Origin of the sequence: Acinetobacter tianfuensis (assembly GCF_003611465.1) — a bacterium.
Lineage (GTDB): Bacteria > Pseudomonadota > Gammaproteobacteria > Pseudomonadales > Moraxellaceae > Acinetobacter > Acinetobacter tianfuensis.
In genome coordinates, this window is record NZ_RAXV01000038.1 from 1 (window position 1) to 26,713 (window position 26,713).

A 26,713-nucleotide genomic window follows, 5' to 3' on the forward strand; every position below is an offset into this window, starting at 1 on the left:
GCTTGATGTTTCAGATACAGCCGAACGGCGTTGCCATTAATATTGAAGCTGGCTGAACCATTGCTGAAAAATATGGCTGGCTTGGACTTCTAGTGCAGGCGCATAGCGTAAATTGTCTGCCCGTAAATTTGGAATATTGATATTTGCTTGGCGTAATTCAGCCGTATGTCCAATAAGCCATTTTTCTAGACTCTCGGACATGACTTCGATGTGAAATTGCAGAGCAAGGACATGCTTTTCTATTGTAAAAGCTTGATTCGGGTAATGCTCTGAGCTGGCGAGCAAGACGGCTTCATCCGGCAGTTCAAATGTATCGCCATGCCAATGCAAAACAGGTATGTCTGCCAGCGGGGCAAGCAGGCTGTTTGGATGCTCTGTCAGGCTGAGGCGGCTCCAGCCAATTTCTTTGACATGGCCTGAATATACTTTAGCGCCTAACGCATGGGCAATGAGCTGAGCGCCTAAACAAATACCTAAAGTCGGCAGTTTTTTTTCCAAACGCACTTTAAGTAAGTTTATTTCTTCTTGCAAGAAGGGATAGTCATCTGTTTCATATACCCCAATTGGGCCGCCTAAAATAATGGTCAGCCCTTCATATTCAAATGCTTTCTTTAAATTGTCTGCGCCAGCTTCAAAATAACGTATGCGGTAACCAAGGCTATAGCAGGTATCTTCCAAACTGCCCAAATCTTCAAAAGATAAATGCTGTACTGCGTAAATAGTATCTGGAAATGCGGACATAGCGCGGACCTGAATTGAAGGAGGCTTTTAATTTAGCTTGCCTTGGATAAATTGCAAATGAAAGTTCAGTCATGGGGTGTGATTTTAGCTGTGAACACTGAGCAGCAGCGGCTTTGCGGCAATTTTGCAATACATTCTTTAGATGATGTGAATAAAAACAGTCGTATGCAGAAGCATTGGTTTCTGTGACAGGATAGCGGATATTTGGGCAAATTCCTAAAATGGCACTTCAATGCTAATATTGACTGATGCAGTCACAGCTGTTGCTTGACGCAGTAGTTTAAAATAACTATAAATATATGAATAGTAATATAAAAATAGAGATTGGCGATATGCGTATGGATGTGGAGCAGAATCGCAATGCGCGTTTATTGCATGCGATTCATAAAATATTACTGAAGGAATGGGACCCGTTAGGTATTAGCGCTAGACCAGCTATGCGTGATGAATATGATGAATATTTACCCAAAATATTTATGTATATTCAGCAGGATGCCAGTGAGTCTGAAATTTTTGAATATTTATGGCGTGTAGAGACTGTTATTTTAGAAAAGCGGGGCAATAAAGCTCATACAGCGCGTATTGCATCTAAACTCAAACATATTTCATTAAGCGATTCTTGATGCGCTGCATAAAAACTGCATTTCTAAATAGAAAAGGACGCTTGCCACTGCATTATTGACAGCAGGGGCTTGATATAGACTGCCGTCACTGATCTTATTTAAGCGCTTTTGTAATTTGTATTTCATATGTTTCGTGCATTTAACAATGCTGAAATTTTATGATCAACGTGTTTTGCGGTATGGAGCATTCAGCATCGGTTTATTTCATGCACAGCGCTTCAAACCCATAATTCCTTTGTGTTGAGGCCTTTTGCATCACAAATGCAGGGGATGTATAGATATCTTTGACGGCAGCATAATTCTTACAATTTTTTCTCTGAAAACTTTATGAAAAATAGTGCTTAGGTTAAGATGAGCCATCTTTTAGCAGAAGCATTTTGAAGAACTATGCAGCCTTTTGTTCTATATAACTCAGAGCAACGAAAAAAAGTTGAATTTGTCCCTCGTAAAGAAGGTCATATCGATATGTATGTCTGCGGCATGACCGTTTACGACTACTGTCATATCGGTCACGCTCGAGTAATGGTTGCATTTGACTATATTATCCGCTTCCTGCGCAGCCAAGGCTGGAATGTAAAATACGTCCGCAACATTACAGACATTGACGATAAAATTATTAAGCGCGCAAATGAAAATGGCGAAAGCATTACTGCTTTAACGGACCGTTTTATTCAAGCGATGAATGAAGATGCGGAAAATCTTGGCTGTTTGCATCCGGATGAAGCGCCTCGCGCTACTGAATACATCAGCCAAATGCAAAATATGATTGGCACATTGGTCGATAACGGTACTGCTTATCCATCAAATAATGGCGATGTATATTTCCAAGTCGATAAGTTTGCTAAATATGGCCGCTTATCAGGCCGTAAGCTTGAAGATATGCAGGCGGGCGCATCTGAACGCGTGGATGTGGAAGTTGAGAAAAAACACCCGTTTGACTTTGTGCTGTGGAAACATGCCAAAGCAGATGAACCGTCTTGGGCTTCACCGTGGGGCAATGGCCGTCCGGGCTGGCACATTGAATGTTCAGCAATGTCCACATGCTGCTTAGGCAACCATTTTGATATTCATGGCGGCGGTTCAGACTTAACCTTTCCGCATCATGAAAATGAAATTGCCCAGTCAGAAGCGGCAACAGGTGAGCAGTATGTCAACTACTGGATGCATGTGGGCTTTATTAATGTTGACGGCGAAAAAATGTCGAAGTCGCTTGGCAACTTCTTCACCATTCGCGATGTAATGGATAAGTTTCATCCTGAAGTCATCCGCTACTTTATTGTGTCTTCACACTACCGCAGCCCTGTGAATTTCTCTGATGTTGCCTTAAAAGAAGCAAAATCTGCGCTTTCACGTTTTTATCATTCATTTAAAGCATATCAAGCTGTATATGGTGAAGCTGCTTCTGCATTATTGGATGAAGCGCTGGTTGAACGTTTTAATGCTGCAATGCGTGATGATTTCAACACAGCAGAAGCCATTGCCGTACTCTTTGAAATCAACAAAGCATTAAACAGTGCAGTAAAAGATGAACAGGCTGAGCAAGCAGCTGTTTACTATGCGACATTACGCCACTTGACCAATATTCTAGGTTTGGTACAGCATAATGTAGATGATTTCCTGAAGTCAGATATTGGTCAGGAAGCATTGGGCCTAACAGCTGAGCAAATTGAAGATTTAATTCAGCAGCGTAAAGATGCGAAAAAAGACAAAGACTTTGCGAAAGCGGATGGCATCCGTCAGTCATTGCTGGATCAAGGCGTAGTATTGGAAGATACCCGTCAGGGTACACTGTGGCGGCGTGCTGATTAATTCAGCAGTTGTGCCAATAGGGTGTTGACACTTTTTTGAAACACTCTATAATGCACATCACATTGCGGGAATAGCTCAGTTGGTAGAGCACAACCTTGCCAAGGTTGGGGTCGCGAGTTCGAGTCTCGTTTCCCGCTCCAAAATTTAAAAAACCTTAGTTTACGAACTAAGGTTTTTTTTTGCGTAAAATTGTTAAAACAGTGTTCCAAGCTCTAAAAGTTGAACATTTATAAACGTTCAATTTCTTGAGATATGCTAAAATAGCCAAAATTATTCTTAGTTTATGAGAACAGCTCTGACCAATCTTCAGGGCATGAGCGAATAAAGGTACAAAGACTTTGAATCCACCAAATATGCCTAATCCTATCGATTTTCAAAAAGTCGCCCTCGAAACATTGAGCGTTGAACGTAATGCTTTAGATGTTTTGGCCAAAGAAATAGACGAGCGTTTTACTCAAGCCTGTGAAATTATTTTGCAGTGTAAAGGCCGTCTGGTTATTACGGGTATGGGTAAGTCTGGCCATATTGGCCGCAAAATGGCTGCCACCTTTGCGTCTACAGGTACGCCATCGTTCTTTATGCACCCGGGTGAAGCTGGGCATGGCGATTTAGGCATGCTGGTAAGCGGTGACGTGCTCATTGCAATCTCAAACTCCGGCAAAAGTGATGAGATTATGATGCTTATGCCTTTAATTAAGCATTTAGGTGTGCCGCTGATTACCATTAGCCGTGATGACCGTGGCCCTATGCCTCAAAATGCAGATGTTGCTTTAACTTTAGGCCCTGTTGAAGAGGCTTGTCCATTAGGTCTAGCGCCAACCTCAAGCACGACAGCAACATTGGCTTTGGGTGACGCTTTAGCTGTTGCTTTGCTGGATGCGCGCGGCTTTACGTCTGACGATTTTGCCCGCTCTCATCCTGCAGGAGCATTAGGCAAGCGCTTGCTGCTGCATGTAAAGCATTTAATGCATATGGGGCCTGATTTGCCTAAAGTCGCTCCAGAAACGCCAATGAATAAGGTGCTGTATGAAATTTCAAATAAGCGTCTAGGTTTAACAACTATTGTGGATGCTGATGATAAGTTATTAGGTATTTTTACTGATGGCGATTTACGCCGTCTGATTGATAAGCAGCAAGGTTTTGATGTGAATCTGCCTGTGTCTGAAGTGATGATTCAGCATCCAGCGACGATTTCAAAAGAGGAGCGGGCGGTAGAAGCGCTTGAGCAGATGAATGCAAAAAAAATTAATCAATTTGTTGTTGTTGATGATGAAAATACCGTAATTGGTGTAATTAGCATGCATGATTTGATTCAGGCTGGGGTAAATTAATAAATGGCATCTTATGTATTATTAGAGCAGGCGCGTCATATTCAAGCGCTTGTGCTCGATGTCGACGGTATTTTAAGTGATGGTTTTGTCACGCTGACGAACTCTGGCGATGAAATCAAATCTTTCGATATTCGTGACGGTTTAGGCATGAAGCTTGTACAGCAAGCTGGCATTAAGGTCATTATTATTACAGGCCGTAAAAGCAATATTGTCGAAAAACGCATGTCAGATCTTGGTGTCGACTTAGTTTTTCAAGGCCGTGAAGATAAAGGCACAGCGCTGCGTGAAGCATGCGCTCAGTTAAATGTGAATCCAGAAGATTGTCTGTATATGGGTGATGACTGGCCTGATTTGTCTGCTTTTGCAATTGCGGGCATGAAAGTGACAGTGCCAAATGGCCATGTTGAGGTTCGCCGCCGCGCAGATTTAGTAACTCAGGCAATGGGCGGCCGAGGTGCGGTGCGTGAAATTTGCGATATGCTTTTAATGTCGAAAGGTGTTTATCTGGAGCTGCTTGAAAAATTTGCAAGCGCACCTCATTAATAACTTAATAATTCAGTAAATTTGGATTAAATCCCGCTTATGGATACAAAAGTTTTATATGTTACTGCTATTGCAATTGCAGCTGTAAGCGGCGGTTATTACTATTACAGCGGAAAAGGCAATAAGCTTCAGGCTGAATCGTCTAGAAGCATGAATTATTCTGCGAAAAATATATATCTTACGCAGACAGATGAATACGGCAAGCTGCATGTGCGGGCAACTGTGGATGAATTGCAGCAAGATTTACAGCAAAAAACGACGAAGTTAACAAATCTAAACGTGTCTTCATACAAAGACGGCGAAGTTGATGCCACTTTTTTTGCTAAAAAAGCAAATGGTTACAATGACAATGAAAAAGTCATTTTACAAGATCAGGTCAAAGCCACGAAGCTGATGGACACAGGGAAAATGGAGTTCCAAACGGATGAGCTCACCGCTTTCCCAAAAACGAGAGAACTGGAAACGCAGCAAAAAGTGCTGGTACAGTCACCGCAGGCAGAATTTGTGAGCAATGGTCTGAAAGCAAATTTAAACAATGGTCAGTACGAATTTTTTAATATTCGAGGAAAGTATGAACCTAAATCTTAAACAGCATATGTCAAAAGTTTTGTTCTTAAAGGCCGCATTATTAGGTTCATTCGCGCTTGCTTCAGCGGGTGTATTTGCTTTGCCGTCTGACCGCAGTCAGCCGATTTCATTGGTTGCCGACCGTGCAACATTTAATGAAAAAACAGGTATCACGACGTATTCAGGCAACGTCATTATTGAGCAGGGCACAATGAAATTGCAGGCTGCCTCAATTGTGGCTAATTTGAACAGCCGTAAAGAAATTAGCGTGATTACCGCCTCTGGCGGCCCTGCGCGTTTTCAGCAAAAAACAGATCCAGCAAAAGGCCCGGCAAAAGGTCAAGCACAGAAGATTATTTACAATGCCGAATCAGGCATTATTACTTTATCCGGCAATGCATTATTGGAGCAAGATGGTGCAAGTATTAAGGGCGCAACACTTAAATACAGCATGAATAAAGGTGATATTGTGGCTGAAGGCACACCGAATAACACAGGTTCTGAAAATGGCCGTGTGAAAATTGTGATTCCGCCATCAAGCTCTAAGTCATTTCCGGGAGCGCGTGATTAATGGATCAGCCAAAGCCGCAAACGCTATGCATTAAGCATTTAGCAAAGAATTACAGCAAGCGCTGGGTTGTAAAAGATGTGTCTTTCAGCATGCAGAGCGGCCAAATTGTGGGTTTGCTTGGGCCAAATGGCGCAGGAAAAACGACCAGTTTCTATATGGTTGTCGGGCTGGTGCGAATGGACAAAGGCGAAATTCATTTAGATGATTTAGATTTGTCTGATTTAGCCATGCATGAGCGTGCGCGTAAAGGTATTGGCTATCTGCCGCAGGAAGCCTCAATTTTTCGAAAATTGACGATCTCGGAAAATATCATGTCAATTTTGGAAACTCGGAAAGATTTAACCAAAGCGCAGCGTAAACAGCGGCTCGCAGAACTGCTGGCCGATTTCAAAATTACCCATATTAAAGATTCATTAGGCATGAGTGTTTCGGGCGGTGAGCGCCGCCGTGCTGAGATCGCGCGTGCGCTGGCAGCTGATCCGAAATTCATGCTTTTGGACGAGCCTTTTGCGGGTGTCGATCCAATTTCTGTAGGTGATATTAAGGATATTATTACAACATTAAAAGACCGCGGAATTGGTGTTTTAATCACCGACCATAATGTGCGTGAAACCCTTGCAATTTGTGAGCATGCGTATATTGTAAGTGAAGGGGCTGTGATCGCAGAGGGTGCGCCGCAGGAAATTTTAGAAAATGAGATTGTTAGAAAAGTGTATCTTGGTGACGATTTCATTGCTTAAAATCACAAAACCCCAAAAAAATGTGATGAAGGTCATTGTTTTGGGGTTTTTTTGTTATTACAATAAAAACAATAATTCTGTAAAACGATAATAATCATTGCTGTTAACTATACACTTGATTAAAAAAAACATAATTTGCGCAGAACTGCCGCTTGAAGAATAAGGACTGGGGCGTTTTATAAATGATAAGTAAAAGAGGTAGCTTTGCTATCCTATTGCTGCCATTGTCAATTTGCATGGCTCATGCGGATTCAGCAAGCAAAGGATATTTCAACTCTTTTAAAGACGGAGTTAGTCAGTTATTTGTGCCAAAACCGACACATTCCGCCGATAAAATTGATATTTCTGAACTTAGTAAATTTCCATTAGATACTTCAAAGGTCTCAGAACTCCCTGTGGTTGGCCGGGCTGACACAGCGCCGCTGTCTTCATATGGCAATGCCATACCGAAACAGCTGGGCATTATTGACGCTGTGCATATTGCCGTGCAGCGCCGTCCAGAAATTACACAAAGTATTGCTTCTGTTTCTGAACAGGTTTCCAACATTGATTTAGCCCGATCTCAATATTATCCTCAGCTTTCGGGCGGGGTCAGTACGGCTGATTTAACATCAGGTGAACGCGGCCGGCAAGTGGTGTCATTAGATGCGACACAGATGCTGTATGACTTTGGCAAAGTGAAAAGCAGTGTCAATATTGCCGAAGCGCGGATGCTGCAGCAGCAGGCAGAAGTTTTAGTCAGTTTAGATCGAGTTTCTTATGATGTTGCCAGCGCCATTATCAATGTAAAACGCTATCAGGAAATCACACGGATTGCCCATCAGCAAATTAAAGGCATTGGGCGCATTGCGGAAATTGCTAATTTACGTGCAAAAGCAGGTATCAGCAGTCAGGCGGACCCTATTCAGGCGCAGTCGAATTTGGAAGCGGCGCAGTCTAATTTAGTGGTGCAGGAAACACAGCTGAAACAATATGAACAGCGTCTTAGAACACTTTTGGGCTTTAATGTTTCTAATGTGGCTTGGAGTATTCCAGATGCATTGGTGACAAGAGCTGAATTGTATGCAGAGCCAGATTTTACTAAGGTTCCAAACTTAATGATGGCGCTGTCAGCTGTGGAAGTTGCTAAATACCAAAAAAAACAGGCGAAGCTCAGCGCATATCCGACTATTAATGTCAGAGGCAGTTTAAGCCAAGCCATTAATGGTAAAAATCCAAACAATAATGAAGATGACGGTTTTTATAATTCCATCATGCTTGAGGCCTCGAGCAATTTCTATCAGGGCGGCGCAATTGCTGCGCAAACTAGAGCTGCCAGTTATGCAGAAGAAGCGGCGCGGGCTCAGGTAAATACCTCATATTTAGATGTATTGGATCAGGTTCGGCTGATTCGTGAACAAGTTGAAAATAAAAAGCGTCAAATGTCGATATTGGTACAGCGCAGGGAAACAACGGTAAGAACGAAAGAACTTTACCAAGAACAATACAAACTAGGAACACGTACTGTTGTGGACTTATTGAACGCCGAGCAGGCAATCCACAGCGCCGCCCAAGAGATCGTTTCTAATCAATACGATATCTATTCAGCGCTTGCGCAATATATTCAAGTCACTGGGCGTTCACGCGATACATATGAACTTAATAATATGACTATTCAGGGGTTTGAAGTCCAGCCATGAGTAATACAATAAATTATCAGCCGTGGCTTCAGGCGGTGTTGAACATTGCGAAGCATTACCGAATTGAGCCTTCCGAAGAGCGTATCCGTTTGCAGCTGGACTGGAATCAGCATGCCAATATTGATGAGATGCTGGGCATTGTCAGCAAGCAAGTCGGACTGAGCATTCGTAAAAATAAGTTTGAAGCGGGGTTAATGAATCCTTGGCGTTTGCCGCTGTTAATCGAATTTAATAGCGGGGAAGTCGGGGTTGTAGACCGTATTGATGCAGACGGCAATGCCAGTGTGCAGCTGAGCGGTGATGAAGGCCTCTCTCAAGTTTTTCCAATTGAACGTTTAAACCATGGTGTACGTAATGTGTATATCTTGAGGCCTGAGTCTTCAGTTCCAGATATGCGTGTAGATGAATACATCAAGCCTTATGAAAAAGATTGGTTTTGGTCAATTGTTCTAAAAGACTGGAAACGCTACATCGACATTATGTTTGCATCTTTAATGGCAAATATTTTGGCGTTGGCGACCATTGTTTTCTCAATGAACGTCTATGACCGCGTGATACCATCACAATCTGTTCCTACGCTTTGGGTGCTGGCTGGCGGTGTGCTATTGGCCGCAATTTTTGAGTTCATTTTGCGTGTTGCGCGTATACATTTATCGGACATTATCGGTAAGCGTTCAGATTTGCGTATTTCAGACCGTGTGTTTGGACATGCGCTGCGGATTAAAAACAGTGAACGTTCAAAATCGACAGGGACATTTATTTCACAAATCCGTGAATTAGAAGGCGTACGTGAGCTGGTTACGTCTACCACAGTCACGGCGATTGCTGATTTGCCGTTCTTTTTCCTATTCTTAGGTATCTTTTGGCTGATTGGCGGCAATTTATTTTGGGTAATGGTTGCTGTTGTGCCGCTGATGATTTTACCGGGAATCTTGGCGCAAAAACCTTTAGCGCGTTTAGCGCAAATGGGTATGCGTGAATCTGCCATCCGCAATGCATTGCTTGTCGAATCTGTGCAAGGGATTGAAGACATTAAGCTGCTGCGGGCAGAATCGCGTTTTCAAAACCAGTGGAACCATATGAATGAAGTGTCAGCAAGTGTCAGCATGGAGCAGCGTAAAATCGTTGGACTGATGAATGCGTGGACACAAAAAGTTCAAGGTTTAACTTTTGCTATTGTAGTGCTTGTTGGCTGTTTTGCAGTGATGAAAGGTGACATGACTACAGGTGCTTTAGTTGCATGTTCGATTTTATCGTCTCGTATGCTCGCTCCAATTTCACAAATTACAGGTGTATTGGGCCGTTTGCAGCAGGCGAAAGTAGCTAAGCAGGGTTTAGATGAGCTGATGAAGCGTAATGTCGATCAGCCTGATCATGCGCATTTAATTCACCGTCCAATGATTCATGGCAGCTATGAACTGAGTGGTGTGGTATTTAAGTATGGTGAAGATGATCCGCGTCCGAGCTTGGTTATTCCGAAACTGGAAATTAAACCGGGTGAAAAAATTGCAATTTTAGGCCGTAACGGTGCAGGCAAATCAACTTTGCTGCAGCTGCTGTCCGGTATGCAGACACCTGTACAAGGCAAGGTCAAACTGGATGGTGTTGATTTAGGGTTAATTGACCCTTCAGATGTACGCCGTGACATGGGTTTGCTGAATCAGAACTCTCAGTTATTTTATGGCTCAATTCGTGAAAATTTAACGCTTGGCGCACCATTGGCGACAGATGATCAAATTTTACATGCGCTGCAGCTCACAGGCGCGCTGAATTTTGTGCAAGAGAAAAAGGAAGGTTTAGATCATACCGTGCTTGAGGGCGGAGTTGGTTTTTCAGGCGGTCAGCGTCAAGCATTGCTGCTTACGCGTTTGTTAATCCGTCAGCCGAATATTCTGCTTTTAGATGAGCCGACAGCTGCTATTGATGATGTCTCTGAAAAACAATTGATTAACCATCTTAAGGTTTACTTGCGCCAGCGGACACTGGTTGTTGCGACACATCGCCGAGCGGTTTTAGAACTGGTAGACCGTATTATTGTAGTCAATGACGGCAAGATCGTTATGGATGGTCCGCGCGACCAAATCCTGAATCAATCAAGCGGTGTGCAGAATCGCGGTGCGGGAGCTAAATAATGAGTGCAAATAATCAAGAAGTACAACGCTCAAATAAAGTCACCTTCCAAGAGCCGCCGCTGCCAAAGCCAAGTGTGCTGATTTGGATTGTCGGTATTGGCCTATTGGTGCTGCTGATTTGGGCGTGGATGTTTACGCTAGAAGAAGTATCCACGGGAACAGGTAAAGTTGTTCCATCGTCTAAAGAGCAGGTTATTCAGTCTTTAGAAGGCGGTATTTTGACCAAAATGAATGTGCGGGAAGGTCAAATTGTTGAGCAAGGCCAAGTGCTTGCTCAGCTGGATCCGACACGTTTAGAGTCAAATGTCGGAGAAACAGAGTCACTGTTAATTGCATCCCGCGCAACAGCAGCCCGTTTGCGTGCTGAAGTGAATGGTACGGCATTGAGTTTCCCAGAAGAAGTTCGCCGCGTGCCTAAGCTGGTGAATGAGGAAACGGCGCTGTATATGAGCCGCCGCGCAAATTTAGAAGAATCCATTGCAGGTTTAAAACAGTCATTGCTTTTAATTGAAGAAGAATTGGCAATGACTGCACCGCTTGTCGCTAAAGGCGCTGCCAGTGAAGTAGAGGTCATCCGCTTAAAGAGCCGGGCGAATGAACTGCGTAATCAGATGAATGATATACGCAACCAATACTATGTGAAATCACGTGAAGAGCTGTCTAAAGCGAATACCGATGTTGAAACGCAGCAGCAAATTATACGCGGCAAGTCAGATACATTAAGCCGCACAGTCTTTAAGTCACCTGTTCGCGGTGTGGTGAAAGAAATTGATGTCATGACCTTAGGCGGTGTTGTGCCGCAAAATGGCAAACTGATGACGATTGTTCCTTTGGATGAGCAGTTATTGGTTGAAGCGCGTATTTCGCCGCGTGACATTGCTTTCATTCGTCCGGGGCAGGAAGCGCTGGTAAAAATTACCGCGTATGACTATTCAATCTATGGCGGCCTGAAAGGTAAAGTTACGGTCATTTCACCAGATACCTTGCGTGATGAAGTCAAACAAGATCAGTTCTACTACCGTGTATATATCCGTACTGACAGTGACAAGCTGGTTAATAAAGCAGGCAAGAGCTTTGCAATTACACCAGGTATGGTTGCAACAGTAGATATCCGTACTGGTGAGAAAACTGTTCTGGATTACTTGGTTAAACCGTTCAATAAGGCGAAAGAAGCGCTGCGCGAACGCTAATGACACGAAACGATTAAAGAAATATATTAAAGCCTCCATTCATGGGGGCTTTTTATTACGGGCCTAACATAAAAAAGCAGTTATAATCACGAGCAGAGTTTTAGATGTTTTGATATATGCCGTTTACCATTGCCAGTGAGGCCAGCTTTGAAGAAGACATTAAAAAAAGCCGTTTTCAAGCGGTTGCCGTTCCTGTAGAGAATGAACAGGCGGTCAAGGATTTTTTAGAAAAGAACAAAGACCTCACGACAACGCATCAGTGCTGGGCATGGAAAATTGGCCATCATGTCCGCTTTAATGATGATGGTGAGCCTTCTGGAACTGCAGGACGGCCAATTTTAGCCACGATTGAAGGCAATGAGTTGACAAATGTCCTGGTCTTGGTGAATCGCTGGTATGGCGGTATAAAACTGGGGACAGGCGGTTTGGTACGCGCTTATGGCGGCTGTGCAGGACAGTGCTTATTGCTGACGGAAAAAATTGAGCTGATTGAAAAGAAAAAAGTAAGCTTTGCCTGCCAATTTAATGAATGGGCTATTTTTCAATATGAACTGAATACCCAAAATATTGAATATACGGAAGAATATACTGCGGAAGGTGTGACGGTGGAAGCGCTTTTGCAGGTGCATCAAATTGAACCGCTGGCACTGAAAATTCAGGATGTCAGCCGCGGCCGCGAAGCGCTGAAAGTAATTGAAGAACCCAAAGATGACTGAACAAGATCCCTTGCTGAAATATCGAGAGCAGCATAAACACCGTTTAAATTATATGCCGTGGCTGTATTGGTCACTTAAGCCGAAAAACCGTGTATGGGCGGAAGAATGGCAAAAGGAGTACCAGCAATATCTGATGGCAATGGAAACGGTTGAGATCGGTGAAAACTGCTTTATTTCGCCATTAGCGCATATATTTGCAGAACCGGGGCGTAAGATTGTGATTGGTGATAATACATTTATTGCCGCAGACTGTACGCTGCATGGCCCCTTACGCATTGGCCAAGAAGTTGCGATTAATCATCATTGTATTTTAGATGGCGGCAGAGCTGGCATTCAGCTGCATGATCAGGTGCGTATAGCAGCCTATAGCCATCTTTATGCTTTTGATCATGGTATGGATTCAGAACAGCCGGTTTACCAGCAGCCTGTGCGATCACAAGGCATAGAGGTTGGGAGAGATGTGTGGATTGGTGCGCATGCCGGCATCAAAGACGGTATTCGAATTGAAGATCAGGCCATCATTGGCATGAATAGCATGGTGACAAAAAATGTGGAAGCGCGTGCAATTGTAGGCGGCAATCCTGCAAAATTTATCCGTTATCGGGATTGATTTCCAAATATGCTTAACCGTTTTAGTTGCTAAAAGCATTCAATAAACGTACACAGCGCTAAAAACTTGTGCTAAGTTAAAAATAAGAAAGATTTATAGCCCAAATATCTGAAGAGAGGCTAAGTATGAAGCGTGTAATTGCTTGTATTGATTCTTCGCCTTGCATCAATGCTTTGGCGGAAGCTGCAGTTTGGATTGCCAAAAAAACACAGCGGGAGCTGGTGTTGCTGCAGGTCCTAGACTATTACCCAGCCAGTTACCATTTAGGTGAAATTAGCGGTGTAATCGGCTTTGAAAGCAATGCCATGCTTTTAAAAGAACTTGCCGAATTAGAACAGAAACAAAGTGAATTGGCTTTAGATTACAGCAATAATTTGCTGAATCATATTTCAGATATGATTCTTGAGAATTATGGGATTCAAGCTGCTCATATCCAGCAAAAAGGTGATTTTCTAGAGCAAAGTTTCAATGTGCTCAGAGATGATGACATTGTTGTGCTAGGCCGTGTAGGCGAGCGTTCTGCGGAACGCAATAAACCTATTGGCAGTAATGTAGAGAACTTTATCCGCGGTGCAAAATGTACGGTAATGACAGTGGGTTCTACATTTAAACCGCCTACACGTTTTATTTTTGCTTATGAATATTCGCCCAAATGCGTAGAGCTGAAAAAGCGGATTGCTGAAAGTGATTTGCTGCGTTTGCTGCAGTGCCATTTGTTATATGTTGGCGACCATCCTGAAATACTCAATGAACCGATGCAATATTTAAAAGATGCAGGTTTGGATGTAGTTGCTGAATATCGCTATGGTGATGTTGCAGACAATATATTGTCCTATCAGCAGGAGCATGGGATACAGCTGATTGTTCTAGGGGCATTCAGCCACAGTAAAATTCATCAATTTTTCTTGGGCAGTATTACAACAACCATTTTCAGGAACTCTGCGGTACCGCTGCTGGTTGTTAAATAGTGTATGATTTAGGCTTAATTGCGATGGTTTTTCTTTAGAAAAGTCTAAAATATTTGTGTTCATAAAACACTCAGAGTTATCCTCATATATTGTGGATAACTCTGTTTATTGTGTTTGTAATCTTTTGTTTTTAAAGTTAAAAAAACAAAAGTTTGTTTTTTGTTCGCCGCAGGATTATTTTACAAGTGCAATGGCAAAGCCATCGTGACCTTTACTGCCGACTGTTTGCAAAGCTGTACAAGATAAAATACGCGGATGGTTCTGCATAGCGCGGAACATTTCACGGATACCTTCAATACTTGGTTTCTTATTTTCAGGGTTTAAAATATCGCCGGCGCGGATCACATTGTCCAATACAATGATTGTTCCTGAGTGCGATAAGTCTAAGCACAGCTCTAAATATTCAGGATAGCTTTGTTTATCGGCATCAATAAAAATAAAGTCAAACGCTTCAGTGTTTTCAGGCAATGCGCGTAAAATATCGGCACAGCGGCCGCAGCGTAAATCTATTGTCTGAGGCAGTTTGGCATTATCAATATTTTCTTGCGCGAGTGCTGCGTGTGTATCACGGCCTTCAATTGTTAATATATAGCCGTCATTTGGCAACGCGCGGGCCAGCCACATTGTGCTGTAGGCAGCAAAGGTTCCGAGTTCTAAAACACGCTTGCAGCTGTTCATTTGAATCAGCATTTGCAGCAGCATGCCTTGGTTAGGCGCGACTGCTAAATGGTCGGGGAAGCCTCGCTCATCAGTATGTTTCAGCGTCTGTGTTAAAATCGGATCTTCTGGGATTAAATGTGAATCGATATAAGCATCAAGGTCTGTCCACATTTGCTGCATAGTTTTAGCACCATATTTTTGATGCAGATATTTTAAACTTTTCCGCCCGAAGCGCAATTTTTTGCAGGGTATATGTGGAAGTTATATACAAAAAATGGCTCATCAGGAGCCATTTGGTCTTTTTGTCATTGCTTAGTAATTACACATTGAGCTGTATCGGCTTAAATCAGCTCCCCAAGTACGGAACCCTTGAGTATCAATATGAATTTGCCCCGAAGCATATAAACCTAAGCCCATGTTGAGGCCTTGACCGTATTGTGACCAAAACTGGCATAATCTAAATTTTGTATTTTCGATATAGGCATAATCTTCTGGCTGCGGATATTCAGGCCCAATACGGAAATCAATGGCAGAGTTATATAAATGGCGAGATGAACTTGCGCCGCCGGCGCACTGATTTAACGGCAGGTCACGGTAAACTGAAGTCACACTGAAGTCGGTTAGGATATTGGCTGCCACAAGGTATTTAAAAACACGCAATGTCGGAATTTGGTTGGCCCAAAGTTCACGGTTAGGCACCATATATTGTGCCCGCCCGCATTTTTGCCAATCACGCGCTGTACGCATCAGTTCAAAACTTGGAATAATATTGCCTACGCCATTTTTTTCTAGAAATACTTCATATTCACGTACGCGGCGTAAATTGTCTGCGGCAGTCAGCCATGAATTATAAGCATAAGGCACTGTTTTAGGCGGAATAGGGCGCTGAAAAGTAACACTCTCTTGCGGTATAAAAATACGTTTTCCTTCGGCATTTGTAATGACTTGGCCCTTTTTAGGCGCAGAGGCACAGCCGACAAAAACTAGAGGGATTACGGCAGCTGCGCATAATCCCTTCATTAAATTCTTCATTATAGAAAACAATTATTTATTAACTCGTTTTATTTTAATCCAATTTGAAGGCCAAAAATTGAAAATATTGCAATCAAATGTGTGCATTGGGTATAAAAAAGATCAGCAATTGCTGATCTTTTTATGAAAGTCTAACAGGAAATTACTTTTCTAAATATTGTAATTTATCTGTCTTGCCATTCCATTCTTCACGGTCTGCCGGCTGGTCGCCAATTTGCGTGATATTTGGCCACTTTTGTGAAAGCTCAGTATTCAGTTCAAGGAATACTTCTTGGCCTTCAGGAAGCTCGTCTTCAGAGAAGATGGCATTTGCTGGGCATTCTGGTTCACATAGCGCGCAGTCGATACATTCGTCTGGGTTAATAACCAAAAAGTTAGGACCTTCGTAGAAGCAGTCTACTGGGCAAACTTCAACACAGTCTTGATATTTACATTTAATACAGTTTTCAGTGACAACAAAGGTCATGGCGACAGCTACCTAAAAATATGGTTCTAATAACTAATGGTGTATTTTAGGCAAAAACGCAGCCAACTAACAATTCCTTTTATTGATATTTATTATATGCAAGGCTGTTAAATTTGATAAAAACTGAACAATTTGGTTTAAACTGCGCAGTAATGAGAATCATCATCAAAAAAGCCTATGAAATGATCATAGGCTTTTGAGAAAGTCAAATTTAATAAATGCGAGAAAGACGCTAAATTTATAATAAATCTTTCAGCGCATAGAGCTGCTGCAGTGCTTCACGAGGCGTTAGGCTGTCAATGTCTAACTGCTGAAGCTGGTCGAGGGCGGGAGCGCTTTTTTCAATTTCCACAACACGTTCGACAATTTCAGGTTCAGAGCCAAACAGTTCAGTCTGTACACTTGGGTTCAGCTGCTGTTTCTGCTGTTTTTCTAAAATATTCAGACGGCTTTGAGCATCTTTAATGACTCCAGCAGGAATACCTGCCAGTTTTGCAACTTGCAGACCATGACTTTGACTGGCTGGGCCGTGCTGTACTTTATGCAGTAAAATTAAGTTGCCGTTTAATTCTTTTGCGGTGACATGGAAGTTTTCAATACCTGAAGTTTTTCCTAATTCGGTCAGTTCAAAATAATGTGTTGCAAATAAGCATAGGCATTTAATGCGTTTGGTCAGGTCATTTACGCACGCCCATGCCAATGAAAGACCATCATAGGTGCTGGTGCCGCGGCCAACCTCATCCATCAGCACTAAAGACTGGTGGGTTGCGTGGTGCAAAATTTGTGAGGTTTCTGTCATTTCAACCATAAAGGTTGATTTACCAGTTGATAGGTCGTCTGCAGAGCCAATACGGGTGAAAATGCGGTCAATTGGCCCTAATACTGCAGATTGAGCAGGGACGAAGCTGCCGCAATAGGCAAGCAGCGCAATCAGTGCTGTTTGACGCATGAACGTCGATTTACCGCCCATGTTTGGTCCAGTAATAATAGCCATACGGCGGGCGAAATCTAGCGCAGTATCATTCGGCGTAAATGCAGTTTTACTTAAAGCTTCAACGACAGGATGACGTCCGGCTTTAATTTGTATGCCAATTTCAGGACTGAACTCCGGCCGCGCCCAATTACGCAGGCGCGCCTGATATGCAAAGTTAGTCAGCAAATCAATTTGCGCAATTGCGCTGCTCATCATTTGCAATTGACCGATATTTTCACGCAGTTCATCCAGCAGCATTTCAAAGAGCATTTTTTCACGCGCCAGCGCACGGGACTCACTCGACAGGACTTTATCTTCAAATGCCTTCAATTCAGGCGTGATATAGCGTTCGGCATTTTTCAATGTCTGACGGCGAATATAATGATCAGGCGCTTGCCCTGCTTGAGCGCGAGTCAGTTCAATATAATAGCCGCTGACGCGGTTGTATCCGATTTTAAGTGTCGAGAACCCTGTATTTGCGCGTTCTTGAACTTCGAGATCAATGAGGAACTGTCCAGCATGATCACGTATTTTACGCAGTTCATCCAGCTCAGCATCAAAACCTTCTGCAATGACATTCCCGTCACGCAGCAGTACAGGCGGGTTTTCAACAATCGCATCCATCAAACGCTGATGCAGGCCTTTAAATTCACCAAGCTCTTCGTTGAGCTGCAAAATCAGTTCAGACTGATGATTTTGCAATATCGGCTGAATGGCATGACGCAGATAAGGGATTTGTGCGCAGGCTTGGCGCAGCTGCACTAAGTCGCGCGGGCGGGCACTGCCAAGCGCTACCCGGCTGAGTACGCGCTCAATATCGCCAATTTCCTTAAGCACCAGCCGTATAGGTGTTTCATGATAGCCATGAATGCATGCGCTAATGGCATCGAGACGAGCATCCAAAATAGCGGTATCACGCAGCGGCTGCATCAGTGTGCGGCTGAGCAAGCGGCCGCCCATAGCAGTTTGTGTATCATTGATGAGATGAAACAGTGAGGTGCCATGTTCAAACAGGGGATCAACCAGCTCTAAGTTGCGGCGTGTGACCGGGTCTAATGCAATAAAATCTGAACTTTGTTCCAGCTGAATGGAGCGGATGTGCGGTAAAGCTGTTTTTTGCGTTTCTTTCGCATAGTGAATCAGCGCTGCAGCAGCTGCTTTGGCCAGCGGTAAATGATCAATGCCGAAACCTGAAAGTGTAGAGACCCCAAACTGATCGCAGAGTGTTTTTTGCGCATTATTTAAGTTGAAGTCAACATTTGGACGTTTGGTAATTGGACAGTCCAGCTGACGCTTAATATCTTCAAGAATGTTTTGATCAATAATATTTTCATCAATGACTATTTCACTTGGCATTAGGCGAGACAGTTCAATGCTCAGCTGTTCAGCATTCAGTTCAAGCTGCTGAACCTTAAAAATACCGGCGCTTAAGTCTAATAAAGCAATACCAGCCTGATTTTGCTGAATACAGAGTGAAACTAGGTTTGAACTTTGATGTGCGGTGAGCAGTGCATCATCTGTCAAAGTGCCTGGTGTAATAATGCGGACAACACCGCGCTCAACAGGCCCTTTTCCAGTCACCTCACCAATTTGTTCGCAAATAACGACCGTTTCACCTTTTTTTACGAGGCGCGCGAGATAGCCCTCGGCGGCGTGATAAGGAACGCCGGCCATAGGAATGGGGGCGCCGTTCGCTTTTCCGCGGTGTGTCAGCGTAATACCTAAAATTTTGGCTGCTTTGTGCGCATCTTCAAAGAACAGTTCATAGAAGTCACCCATGCGGTAGAACATTAATGAATGCGGATGCTGCATTTTGACACCCATGTATTGCTGCATCATAGGGGTCAAGCTGGAGAGATCAGCCATAAGTTCTGAACTGGTCATTGAAAATAAGTCCTTTCTTAGATAAAGCAAATAATTTAGGCATTGATGGTACGGCAGCATCATGATGATAAATGTTGATGCGCGAAGTTTCGCAATGCGGGCGAAAGTGCAAGTCTAACAAAATTAAAAAAACAGACAAATGCAAATATTCGAAAGACTGATTATTTGAATATTGCTTTATCAGCCTAAGTCAAAAGTGATGGGAGATGAGTTTTTGAAATAATAGGCGTTTGTGTTTTTAATTATGCAGCATCAGTTTATGCCGATATTAAGCGGCAATATCCTTTGCAATAATATATTGATTGCGTCCATGAGATTTAGCGTAATACAGCGCTTGATCTGCGGCTTGTATAAATGATGTCATATCATTGGTTTCTTTTGGCACGATGCTGGATATGCCAATGCTGATCGTGACATGAGGGGAAATTGGGCTGGAAGGATGCGGTATAGCCAATTTTTGAATGCGCTGAATTAAAATTTGCGCAAGCGCTTCTACCTGATATTCATCAAACATTGGGAAAAGCAATAAAAATTCTTCTCCGCCGTAACGTGCAGCCAAATCATTGCTGCGGGTGCTTAAATTCTTTAATTCATCTGCAATGGCCTTGAGGCAAGCATCGCCAGCGATATGACCCAGAGTATCATTATAGTTTTTGAAACAGTCTATATCGACCATTAACACACTGATTGGTGTTTGGTGGCGGATGGCATAGCGCCATTGCTGATCCAAGATTACAGCCAAGTGCCTGCGGTTGGCTAGGCCTGTAAGAGAGTCAATTTGCGATAATTGTTCCAGCTGCTTGGCCTGTTCATCCATTTCAAGCCGGTTTATTTCAATAATGCAGTTTTGCAAATAATTCTCGCGGTGCTGGCGGTCAATCGCATAGGCCAAAGCCATGCCCAAAAAGCTGCTGAACGTATAAGTGCGGTTTAGAAAAGTCCAATCAATTTCATAGTGTAAATATTGTGAAACTACGACACCGATAAAACCGCCGAGCCATCCAGCAATGACAGCAGTATAAAAGCGTAATCCGACAAAACTGTAAATAATGACAACAGCATACATCATTGCTGCATGGAGCAGAGCATTGTCATCATCATGTCCAATGACAGGGATGATAATAAATGAAATAGCAACGGCCCACATACAGCCAAAGCCTGTGTAAATATCAAAATATTCATTTAGCTTGTTTACAAATGACATGGCCCATGCAGCCAGCACAATGAAGCCTACCCATGCATAGAGTGAAAACCAATGCAGGGCAGTTTCAGGGCTTGGTATTGTTTGATAAATACCATAGCTTAAAAAAGCGTATAGAAAAAAAATGATTGGAGCGCGGAATCTAAACTCATATGCGGCTTCATTGCGGTATTGGCTGCGGTAAGCAGGCTCTAAATCTGAAGTGAAATGAACATAATTTAGCCCGTTAACTATAATGCCTTCAATTTTTTCACGACTTAAAAGTTTTGACCCGTGTAATTTCATTGGACACTGCCGAATTTAATATTGGGATAAATAATTTTTAGATGTATTAATTATGGTATTGCCCTAAGACACTCTGCCGCTGTGTCTCTTGTTACTATTATTAACATAAAGGTTTCAAAACAAACAAGTATTAATATATTCTGCTTACATTGAGTTACATAGATCTTTGGTGATTTATTTTAGCTTTTAGTAGTTTAAGTTATGCTTATGCGGGCAAAAGATACAAAATAACGACAAGCGGTATGAAACGGGCGAAAATTGGCTTGAGTAATCTTGTTGTTGCATTATGATCAAATTAAATCCGCCAAAAACAATCAAAATGGGAGCAGGGATATGACATCTGTCATGCGCAACTATGATAATCAATTAGAAATTACGCCGCATAATTTATGGTCTCAACAGTTTTGGGACGAACTGATTCCCTATAAAAATAGAATAAGTGAACATCCATTTTTTTCAGATATGGCTAGCGGTCAGCTGACCTTGGAAAGTTTTCGATTTGCCTTATTGCAGTTTTATCCGCTGGTTGCGCATTTTCCTTCATATATGGGGCTAAGTTTATCTAAAGCCACAAATTTTTCTGCGCCGGGTGTGACAGAAGCAAGGGATTGGCTGATTCAAAATATTAAAGTTGAAGAGCGCCATCTGAACTGGTATCGAGATTGGGCAGGCGGTTTTGGCATTAGTGTGGAGGCGCTGGATGCGGTACAGCCGACCGCTGCAATGAATGCGGTGAATCATTTTTTATGGAATATCAATACACGCGGCAGTTTGGTTGAAAGTCTGGCAGCAACGAATTTGGCCATTGAATGGGCGACAGGCGACTGGAGCAGTAAAGTTTATGCAGGCATTCAGTCCTATACAGACCATCCTGATGTACATATTAATAAGCGCACAATTGCATGGCTACGTGCGCATGCGCATTATGATGACCTGCATCCTTATGAAGCAATGGAGCTGATTAAGCGTTTATGTGAAAATGATGAACCAATGCAAAAACGTGCTTTGAAAGCAGTAAAAGAGGGCTTGGCGTATTATGAGCTGGCTTTAGATGAATGCAGTAAAATACAGGCGCGAACATTGAAATTTAATTATTTAGCTGCTTCAAAATGAAGTCATAAAAAAACCAGTCAAAGAACTGGTTTTTTTATGTGGCGGATGAAAACCTTTTTATTATTTAGGTTTGTAAAGGCCCAGTTCAACCAAATGCAGGCGCAAAATGCGGCGCAATTCTAACACCGCTTCAGGCGTTTCTTGTATTGAATGTCCGCCTTTAATGATCTTTTCAGAGATTGCGCCATCAAGATGAGAGCTGTTATAGGGCACAATGTCATCAGTCATGATTAAAGGGTCATTACTGTTCGTGGCATTGCCGACAATTGAGTGATATTTGAAATTGGCCTTGGGCATGATGTTTTTGGTCAATGTCATGAAGTCAGATTTATAGCTCAAATCGCTTGGACCATTTTGCATGAGGCCTTGATTAACATCTGTCAGAATATTTTTTAAGTCTTCTTCCTGTTTAAGCACATCTGCAAAGGCGGAAAGGAATGCGCCTGGCAGTTTAATAATTTTACGGGCAGCTTTGGTAAACCAAAGGTCTGCAAAATCTGTGCCTCGGTGCGGCGCAGAAACAAAGATTGCACGGCTGAAATTAGGAATATCTTTCATTTGCATACGCTGTTTTACAACGGGAATGCCGCGGTAACGGTTGAGTTGACGAAAATTCATTTCTTTAATCGCGGCTTCCGAGATATCAGCATTTGATACCAGTAAGCGCGAAATGATACCGCCCATGCTGTGCCCAATCAGCACGGCATCTTTTTTAGCAGCGCTTTGTGCTGAGGTTTCAGCAAAAGCTTGGGTCAATAAGGCGTAAATTTGGAAACGGCTTTCAATAATTGGCATATTTGTAGAATAAAAAACCTGCCAGACTTGATAGTTTTCACGCAGTACAGGATCACCCATAATATCGTTCGTTAACCGTATCCATGCCTCTGGACTGCTGGCAAGGCCATGTATCAGCACGATCACTTTTTTATTTGGATTATAAGGTTCCAGCATAAATAAATGCGGCATAGTGATATTTTGATCACGGTCAATCAAAGATAAATATGCGGATTTGCCTAAGTTATTTTCTGCCAGCCACAGGCCATAAGGTGCAGAGAAGTTGGCAGCCAAAGGATATTTTTTATTGGCAATGGTGAGCTGTTCGTATTTATACGGATCATACGTACGAATTGTAAAGTCTTTGCTGTGAATAATGTCATCAACATTATTCACTTTATTTGCAGGTTCTGCTGTTAAGGTGGCTGCTAAATAGCGTGCTTGGCGGATATTCGGGTTTTGACCATTAGGGTACTGATGATTCAGCGGGTCAATAATATATTTCGGTTTGCCGCTTTGTTCTTTTACATCCGGCAAGACAACGAGAAACTCTGAGCCAAAACCATCACGGCGGGTAATGGAGCGCAGTCCTGAAAAGTTCAAGTTATACGTCGACAGCAGCTGTTCAATCTTATGATTTTTCAGTTCAGGATAGTGGCTATAGTCAATATGATAGGTATAGTCACCGACGGTAATTTTATCTACCGCTTGGCTTTGAGGGTTATTTGCTGTAAACAGGCTGACCATTTTAGCGATGCTTTGATTGTAGAAATCGCGGATCTGTACTTGGCGGTTGTCAAAAATACGGTCTTGCGGCGCACGCTGGGTTTTAAACATATATGCATAGCTGTAACGGATGCTGCGGTCCAGCATGCGCAGCTGCTGCTTAATGCAAGCATCATAGTTTTGTTTTTCTATAGCCTGTTTTTCTGCTGATTTTTTATTGCTCAGGATGCTTATTTTACATGCTGAAGATGAGCTGAGTTCAATTGCTTTAGAGAGGTAAAGTTCACTGGCAGCTGAGTAGAGCTGTTCATCCATAATTTGCGGAATGTTTTTGATTTCTTCTACGCATTGTTCAGGAGTATTGGTGCAAATTTTTGCTTCACGTCCTGTCATGGATAAGACATTTAAGGTTGCTTCGCTGAGTTTATTGCGTGAGATAATACTTTCACGTTCATTCGCAATACTGACGTTTAAGGCTTGGTTTTTAACACTGACGACCTGGCAGCCTGTTAAAAATGTTGTACTGATGATTGCGCCTAGCATTAATTTATTAATTTTATGATGCATTTTTAATCGCATTGCGGGGTGATAGTTCAAATCATACTTTAATTGCCGGTTTTTTCAATTCGCTGAAACAAAAAAATAGGCCATTGAAATGGCCTATTTTTACTGCAATATTTTAAGATGCTTTAGGCGGATTCAGAACTTGCCATACATTCCAGCGGCCTTGTTTTTCAATTTCTTGAATCAGACGGTCTGCCACTTCAGCTTCTTGCGGATACTTGATTTTATAGTTGCGTAAAGTCTGAATCGCATTTTTCTTTTGTTCCATAGCAATGTAGTTATTGGCAGCAGACAGATATGCCTCTTGTACACCGGCCTTCATTGCTTTGTCTAAATATGGAATTGCTTCGCGTTGACCGCCGCCTTCAGATAAGCCGAAACCAAACCAGAAGTTCGCTTCAGCATCGTTTTTATTAATTTTTAAAATACGCTGTGCATAGGTTAAAGATTTGGTGGTATATACCGAACCTAAGTCTAAGTTACGCGCCATTACGCTTGCTTTAAAAGCGCGAATTAAAATATCAAAAGAAGCATTGTCTTTAGATGCGAGCGTATCCAGCTGCTGAGTCACTTGTTTCAGCTTTAATTCAAAACCTTTACGTTCATTGCGCTGCACAAAGCGAGGCGGATAGTGGCGCGCTTTGCCTTCAACCAGCTGAAGAAAATCATCAATTTCAGTAATATCAATTTCATTGTCACCCGCTAAAACAGCGTATTTCAATGCACGTGAATTGCTGTTTACTGTTGGAATGATTAAGCGGTTCACTGAAAGCGTCAGCTGTTTTGATGGGTCACTGGCTAAATTGACATTCATTTTGGTTACAGGCTGCACCGCTGCTTTTTGCAAATCAATTTCAAAAGGAGGCGGAGCATCGTAATTAAATGGGTTTAATGCATAAAATGGCGGTGTTAATTCGGGTTCAACAAAAACCATTGAGCCTTTAGGGGTATTATTTTTAGTAGGCGCGCTTCCACAAGCAACGAGTGTTAAAGCAAGACAAGCAGCTGCCAAGGGCTTCAGCATCATAGAGTTTCTTCCATTTGATTTATTTTAAATAACTTAAAAAAGTGCATGTCCGTCAGTCTATGTAAAGTCTGGCGAACATGCAATAGAAGCTCATAACACTCTGCTGGAAAGCTAAGCTTTTGACTGGCTGCTTTGCGCTTCGCATTCGCGTCGCGCTTCTTCAATAATTTTAAGCTCTTCAGCGCTGAAGGGCTGTTCATCCAGCTGCTGTCTTTTGAATGTTGGATCCAGATGTGAAAGGCGCTGACAGAGCTTATTCATGCGCTGTTCATTCAGTTGAATGCGCTCAAGCAGTATACGCATGCCTTCTAAGATTGGGTCAGATTGATCTTGCGTTGTCGCATAAGGCTGGAAACCGATGCTTTCTGCATAATCGCGGCGGCGCGCTTCTTCGTCATCTTTTGGTTTATTTTTAGTAATAAAGCGTGCAGGGCTGCCCACGGCAGTTGTCTCTGGCGGCACTTCTTTGGTCACCACTGCATTTGAGCCGACTTTAGCATTTTTGCCTACAGTAAACGGTCCAAGAATTTTAGCGCCAGCGCCAATGACAACGCCATCGGCTAAAGTTGGATGACGCTTGCCTTTGTTCCATGTGGTGCCGCCAAGCGTCACGCCATGATAGAGCGTTACATCATCGCCAATTTCAGCAGTTTCTCCAATGACAACGCCCATGCCGTGGTCAATGAAAAAGCGGCGGCCGATTTTAGCGCCCGGATGAATTTCAATGCCTGTAGCAAAACGGCTGAAAGAGGACAGTAAACGAGCTGAGCCTTTACAGTCTTTTTGCCACAGTTCATGCGCAACACGGTGCATAATTAATGCGTGAATGCCTGGGTATGTGGTTAAGACTTCAAGTGTGTTTCGTGCTGCAGGATCGCGCGCGAATACAGCTTGTATATCTTCTTTGAGCTGTTTAAGCATTAGATTTGATCCTCTTTATCCTTAGGTTTTTTCCATGTGCCATTGTTTAGCGCTTGTACACGGCTGAATATGCCGCGCAGTAAATGGTATTCCATGCGGTCAAGCTGAATACGGCCGAATAGGCGGCGTAAGCGCAGCGGCAGCAAGCGTGGATTTTGCGGATCCATAAAATCAATGTCAGCCAGCATTTTTTCAATATGCGGGTAAAATTGTTCCATTTGCTCATGAGTGACCAGCGGCTCATCCCAGTGCATATCCACGTCATCAGTGACGTGCATTTTTGCTTCTGGGTCTTCAATTTTATCAGTAAATTCGATGGCTGCCATCCGCATTTCATAACAAATCACTTGAATGGCTTGAGCAACATTGAGTACGCCGTAGTCTGTATTTACAGGAATAGTCACATGGTAGTTTGCCATTGCTAATTCTTCATTAGTCAGGCCGCGGTCTTCACGTCCAAAAATCACGGCAACTTCTTGCTGCTCTTTGACTACTGCATTTAATGAGAGTTCTGCCGCTGGGCGGGCATCCAGCAAAGGCCATGGAATGGTGCGGCTGCGTGCGCTGGTGCCAAACACAATGTGGCAATCTTTAATGGCTTCTTCAAGTGTTTCTACAATTTGAATCTGTTCGATCAGATCGGCTGCACCGGCAGCGAGCGCGTCAATATCTGGGTGAGGATAGGTCTTTGGCGCAACCAGAACCAGTTTTGACAGTCCCATTGTTTTCATTGCGCGTAAAGCGCTGCCAATGTTTGCTGGCAAAGTGGTGTTGACCATGACGATACGGACATGGGAGAGATGCGCTGAAACAGCCGCATTGTCAAATTGACTCATTATTGTTCCAATTGAATATTAAGTTTTAAAA

General features: G+C 42.9%; 24 protein-coding genes and 1 tRNA gene. 15 read left to right on the top strand and 10 right to left on the bottom strand.

Going from position 1 to position 26,713, the window contains the following annotated elements; all coding sequences use genetic code 11:
- Positions 1–36 precede the first annotated feature (36 nt).
- Positions 37–741 (bottom strand): glutamine amidotransferase, encoded by a 705-nt coding sequence (locus D7V32_RS14445; protein ID WP_120403542.1) that lies wholly within the window; start codon positions 739–741, stop codon positions 37–39.
- Between the two features lie 299 nt (positions 742–1,040).
- Between D7V32_RS14445 and D7V32_RS14450 the strand changes: the two genes are divergently transcribed.
- The 14 genes from D7V32_RS14450 (at position 1,041) to D7V32_RS14515 (ending at position 14,220) form a co-directional block, all read left to right on the top strand.
- On the top strand, positions 1,041–1,364 hold the full coding sequence (locus tag D7V32_RS14450; protein ID WP_228200228.1) for a hypothetical protein: 324 nt from the start codon (positions 1,041–1,043) through the stop codon (positions 1,362–1,364).
- Positions 1,365–1,751: 387 nt separating this feature from the next.
- Positions 1,752–3,173 carry a cysteine--tRNA ligase gene (gene cysS, locus D7V32_RS14455; RefSeq protein WP_120403544.1) on the top strand — a complete coding sequence of 474 codons (1,422 nt, stop codon included), beginning with the start codon at positions 1,752–1,754 and terminating at the stop codon, positions 3,171–3,173.
- Positions 3,174–3,237: 64 nt separating this feature from the next.
- Positions 3,238–3,313: transfer RNA gene (locus tag D7V32_RS14460), tRNA-Gly, on the top strand.
- Between the two features lie 213 nt (positions 3,314–3,526).
- Positions 3,527–4,504 carry a KpsF/GutQ family sugar-phosphate isomerase gene (locus tag D7V32_RS14465; RefSeq protein ID WP_120403545.1) on the top strand — a complete coding sequence of 326 codons (978 nt, stop codon included), beginning with the start codon at positions 3,527–3,529 and terminating at the stop codon, positions 4,502–4,504.
- Between the two features lie 3 nt (positions 4,505–4,507).
- Positions 4,508–5,047 (top strand): KdsC family phosphatase, encoded by a 540-nt coding sequence (locus D7V32_RS14470; RefSeq protein ID WP_120403546.1) that lies wholly within the window; start codon positions 4,508–4,510, stop codon positions 5,045–5,047.
- A gap of 39 nt (positions 5,048–5,086) precedes the next feature.
- Positions 5,087–5,635 (top strand): LPS export ABC transporter periplasmic protein LptC, encoded by a 549-nt coding sequence (gene lptC, locus D7V32_RS14475; protein WP_120403547.1) that lies wholly within the window; start codon positions 5,087–5,089, stop codon positions 5,633–5,635.
- The gene (lptA, locus tag D7V32_RS14480; RefSeq protein ID WP_120403548.1) at positions 5,619–6,185 is read left to right on the top strand and encodes a lipopolysaccharide transport periplasmic protein LptA; all 567 of its coding nucleotides are present in this window, start codon (positions 5,619–5,621) and stop codon (positions 6,183–6,185) included. The genes lptC and lptA overlap by 17 nt, the downstream gene beginning before the upstream one ends.
- Positions 6,185–6,925: an LPS export ABC transporter ATP-binding protein gene (lptB, locus tag D7V32_RS14485; protein WP_120403549.1), complete on the top strand. Its 741-nt coding sequence runs from the start codon at positions 6,185–6,187 to the stop codon at positions 6,923–6,925. Before lptA ends, lptB begins: the two co-directional genes overlap by 1 nt.
- 236 nt (positions 6,926–7,161) lie before the next feature.
- The gene (locus D7V32_RS14490) at positions 7,162–8,604 is read left to right on the top strand and encodes a TolC family outer membrane protein (protein WP_228200229.1); all 1,443 of its coding nucleotides are present in this window, start codon (positions 7,162–7,164) and stop codon (positions 8,602–8,604) included.
- The gene (locus tag D7V32_RS14495) at positions 8,601–10,736 is read left to right on the top strand and encodes a type I secretion system permease/ATPase (protein ID WP_120403551.1); all 2,136 of its coding nucleotides are present in this window, start codon (positions 8,601–8,603) and stop codon (positions 10,734–10,736) included. Before D7V32_RS14490 ends, D7V32_RS14495 begins: the two co-directional genes overlap by 4 nt.
- Complete coding sequence (locus tag D7V32_RS14500) at positions 10,736–11,926, top strand: HlyD family type I secretion periplasmic adaptor subunit (protein WP_120403552.1); 1,191 nt, start codon at positions 10,736–10,738, stop codon at positions 11,924–11,926. Before D7V32_RS14495 ends, D7V32_RS14500 begins: the two co-directional genes overlap by 1 nt.
- 116 nt (positions 11,927–12,042) lie before the next feature.
- On the top strand, positions 12,043–12,642 hold the full coding sequence (locus D7V32_RS14505; protein WP_120403553.1) for an IMPACT family protein: 600 nt from the start codon (positions 12,043–12,045) through the stop codon (positions 12,640–12,642).
- Positions 12,635–13,252 carry an acyltransferase gene (locus D7V32_RS14510; protein WP_120403554.1) on the top strand — a complete coding sequence of 206 codons (618 nt, stop codon included), beginning with the start codon at positions 12,635–12,637 and terminating at the stop codon, positions 13,250–13,252. The genes D7V32_RS14505 and D7V32_RS14510 overlap by 8 nt, the downstream gene beginning before the upstream one ends.
- Positions 13,253–13,377: 125 nt before the next feature.
- Positions 13,378–14,220, top strand: a complete 843-nt coding sequence (locus D7V32_RS14515; protein WP_120403555.1) for a universal stress protein — start codon at positions 13,378–13,380, stop codon at positions 14,218–14,220.
- Positions 14,221–14,394: 174 nt separating this feature from the next.
- Here the strand turns inward: D7V32_RS14515 and D7V32_RS14520 are convergent, their stop codons facing one another.
- The 5 genes from D7V32_RS14520 to D7V32_RS14540 form a co-directional block, all read right to left on the bottom strand.
- A complete protein-coding gene (locus D7V32_RS14520; protein ID WP_120403556.1) occupies positions 14,395–15,060 on the bottom strand; it encodes an O-methyltransferase in 666 nt (221 codons plus the stop codon).
- Between the two features lie 132 nt (positions 15,061–15,192).
- The gene (locus tag D7V32_RS14525; protein WP_120403557.1) at positions 15,193–15,912 is read right to left on the bottom strand and encodes a D-Ala-D-Ala carboxypeptidase family metallohydrolase; all 720 of its coding nucleotides are present in this window, start codon (positions 15,910–15,912) and stop codon (positions 15,193–15,195) included.
- Positions 15,913–16,054: 142 nt separating this feature from the next.
- Entirely contained in the window at positions 16,055–16,378 is a 324-nt protein-coding gene (gene fdxA / locus D7V32_RS14530) for a ferredoxin FdxA (protein WP_106985455.1), read from the bottom strand.
- Positions 16,379–16,616: 238 nt separating this feature from the next.
- Positions 16,617–19,235, bottom strand: coding sequence for a DNA mismatch repair protein MutS (gene mutS, locus D7V32_RS14535; protein WP_120403558.1), 2,619 nt, complete (start codon positions 19,233–19,235; stop codon positions 16,617–16,619).
- Between the two features lie 268 nt (positions 19,236–19,503).
- Positions 19,504–20,721 carry a GGDEF domain-containing protein gene (locus D7V32_RS14540; RefSeq protein WP_120403559.1) on the bottom strand — a complete coding sequence of 406 codons (1,218 nt, stop codon included), beginning with the start codon at positions 20,719–20,721 and terminating at the stop codon, positions 19,504–19,506.
- A gap of 333 nt (positions 20,722–21,054) precedes the next feature.
- Here D7V32_RS14540 and D7V32_RS14545 point away from each other — a divergent pair, with 333 nt between their 5' ends.
- Positions 21,055–21,834 carry a TenA family transcriptional regulator gene (locus tag D7V32_RS14545; protein WP_120403560.1) on the top strand — a complete coding sequence of 260 codons (780 nt, stop codon included), beginning with the start codon at positions 21,055–21,057 and terminating at the stop codon, positions 21,832–21,834.
- Between the two features lie 60 nt (positions 21,835–21,894).
- On the opposite strand, the gene D7V32_RS14550 is transcribed toward D7V32_RS14545, so the two are convergent.
- From D7V32_RS14550 to D7V32_RS14565, 4 genes are all read right to left on the bottom strand, one after another.
- Complete coding sequence (locus D7V32_RS14550; protein WP_120403561.1) at positions 21,895–23,901, bottom strand: esterase/lipase family protein; 2,007 nt, start codon at positions 23,899–23,901, stop codon at positions 21,895–21,897.
- 112 nt (positions 23,902–24,013) lie between these two features.
- Entirely contained in the window at positions 24,014–24,925 is a 912-nt protein-coding gene (locus tag D7V32_RS14555) for an ABUW_2363 family tetratricopeptide repeat lipoprotein (RefSeq protein WP_120403562.1), read from the bottom strand.
- 111 nt (positions 24,926–25,036) lie between these two features.
- A complete protein-coding gene (gene cysE, locus D7V32_RS14560; RefSeq protein ID WP_120403563.1) occupies positions 25,037–25,846 on the bottom strand; it encodes a serine O-acetyltransferase in 810 nt (269 codons plus the stop codon).
- Positions 25,846–26,682, bottom strand: coding sequence for an RNA methyltransferase (locus D7V32_RS14565; protein ID WP_120403564.1), 837 nt, complete (start codon positions 26,680–26,682; stop codon positions 25,846–25,848). The genes cysE and D7V32_RS14565 overlap by 1 nt, the downstream gene beginning before the upstream one ends.
- Positions 26,683–26,713: the final 31 nt, after the last annotated feature.

Coding starts and splice junctions, on each gene's coding strand:
- D7V32_RS14445 (WP_120403542.1), bottom strand. CDS start 741: ATGTCCGCATTTCCAGATACTATTTACGCAGTACAGCATTTATCTTTT.
- D7V32_RS14450 (WP_228200228.1), top strand. CDS start 1,041: ATGAATAGTAATATAAAAATAGAGATTGGCGATATGCGTATGGATGTG.
- cysS (WP_120403544.1), top strand. CDS start 1,752: ATGCAGCCTTTTGTTCTATATAACTCAGAGCAACGAAAAAAAGTTGAA.
- D7V32_RS14465 (WP_120403545.1), top strand. CDS start 3,527: ATGCCTAATCCTATCGATTTTCAAAAAGTCGCCCTCGAAACATTGAGC.
- D7V32_RS14470 (WP_120403546.1), top strand. CDS start 4,508: ATGGCATCTTATGTATTATTAGAGCAGGCGCGTCATATTCAAGCGCTT.
- lptC (WP_120403547.1), top strand. CDS start 5,087: ATGGATACAAAAGTTTTATATGTTACTGCTATTGCAATTGCAGCTGTA.
- lptA (WP_120403548.1), top strand. CDS start 5,619: ATGAACCTAAATCTTAAACAGCATATGTCAAAAGTTTTGTTCTTAAAG.
- lptB (WP_120403549.1), top strand. CDS start 6,185: ATGGATCAGCCAAAGCCGCAAACGCTATGCATTAAGCATTTAGCAAAG.
- D7V32_RS14490 (WP_228200229.1), top strand. CDS start 7,162: ATGGCTCATGCGGATTCAGCAAGCAAAGGATATTTCAACTCTTTTAAA.
- D7V32_RS14495 (WP_120403551.1), top strand. CDS start 8,601: ATGAGTAATACAATAAATTATCAGCCGTGGCTTCAGGCGGTGTTGAAC.
- D7V32_RS14500 (WP_120403552.1), top strand. CDS start 10,736: ATGAGTGCAAATAATCAAGAAGTACAACGCTCAAATAAAGTCACCTTC.
- D7V32_RS14505 (WP_120403553.1), top strand. CDS start 12,043: ATGCCGTTTACCATTGCCAGTGAGGCCAGCTTTGAAGAAGACATTAAA.
- D7V32_RS14510 (WP_120403554.1), top strand. CDS start 12,635: ATGACTGAACAAGATCCCTTGCTGAAATATCGAGAGCAGCATAAACAC.
- D7V32_RS14515 (WP_120403555.1), top strand. CDS start 13,378: ATGAAGCGTGTAATTGCTTGTATTGATTCTTCGCCTTGCATCAATGCT.
- D7V32_RS14520 (WP_120403556.1), bottom strand. CDS start 15,060: ATGCAGCAAATGTGGACAGACCTTGATGCTTATATCGATTCACATTTA.
- D7V32_RS14525 (WP_120403557.1), bottom strand. CDS start 15,912: ATGAAGAATTTAATGAAGGGATTATGCGCAGCTGCCGTAATCCCTCTA.
- fdxA (WP_106985455.1), bottom strand. CDS start 16,378: ATGACCTTTGTTGTCACTGAAAACTGTATTAAATGTAAATATCAAGAC.
- mutS (WP_120403558.1), bottom strand. CDS start 19,235: ATGACCAGTTCAGAACTTATGGCTGATCTCTCCAGCTTGACCCCTATG.
- D7V32_RS14540 (WP_120403559.1), bottom strand. CDS start 20,721: ATGAAATTACACGGGTCAAAACTTTTAAGTCGTGAAAAAATTGAAGGC.
- D7V32_RS14545 (WP_120403560.1), top strand. CDS start 21,055: ATGACATCTGTCATGCGCAACTATGATAATCAATTAGAAATTACGCCG.
- D7V32_RS14550 (WP_120403561.1), bottom strand. CDS start 23,901: ATGCATCATAAAATTAATAAATTAATGCTAGGCGCAATCATCAGTACA.
- D7V32_RS14555 (WP_120403562.1), bottom strand. CDS start 24,925: ATGATGCTGAAGCCCTTGGCAGCTGCTTGTCTTGCTTTAACACTCGTT.
- cysE (WP_120403563.1), bottom strand. CDS start 25,846: ATGCTTAAACAGCTCAAAGAAGATATACAAGCTGTATTCGCGCGCGAT.
- D7V32_RS14565 (WP_120403564.1), bottom strand. CDS start 26,682: ATGAGTCAATTTGACAATGCGGCTGTTTCAGCGCATCTCTCCCATGTC.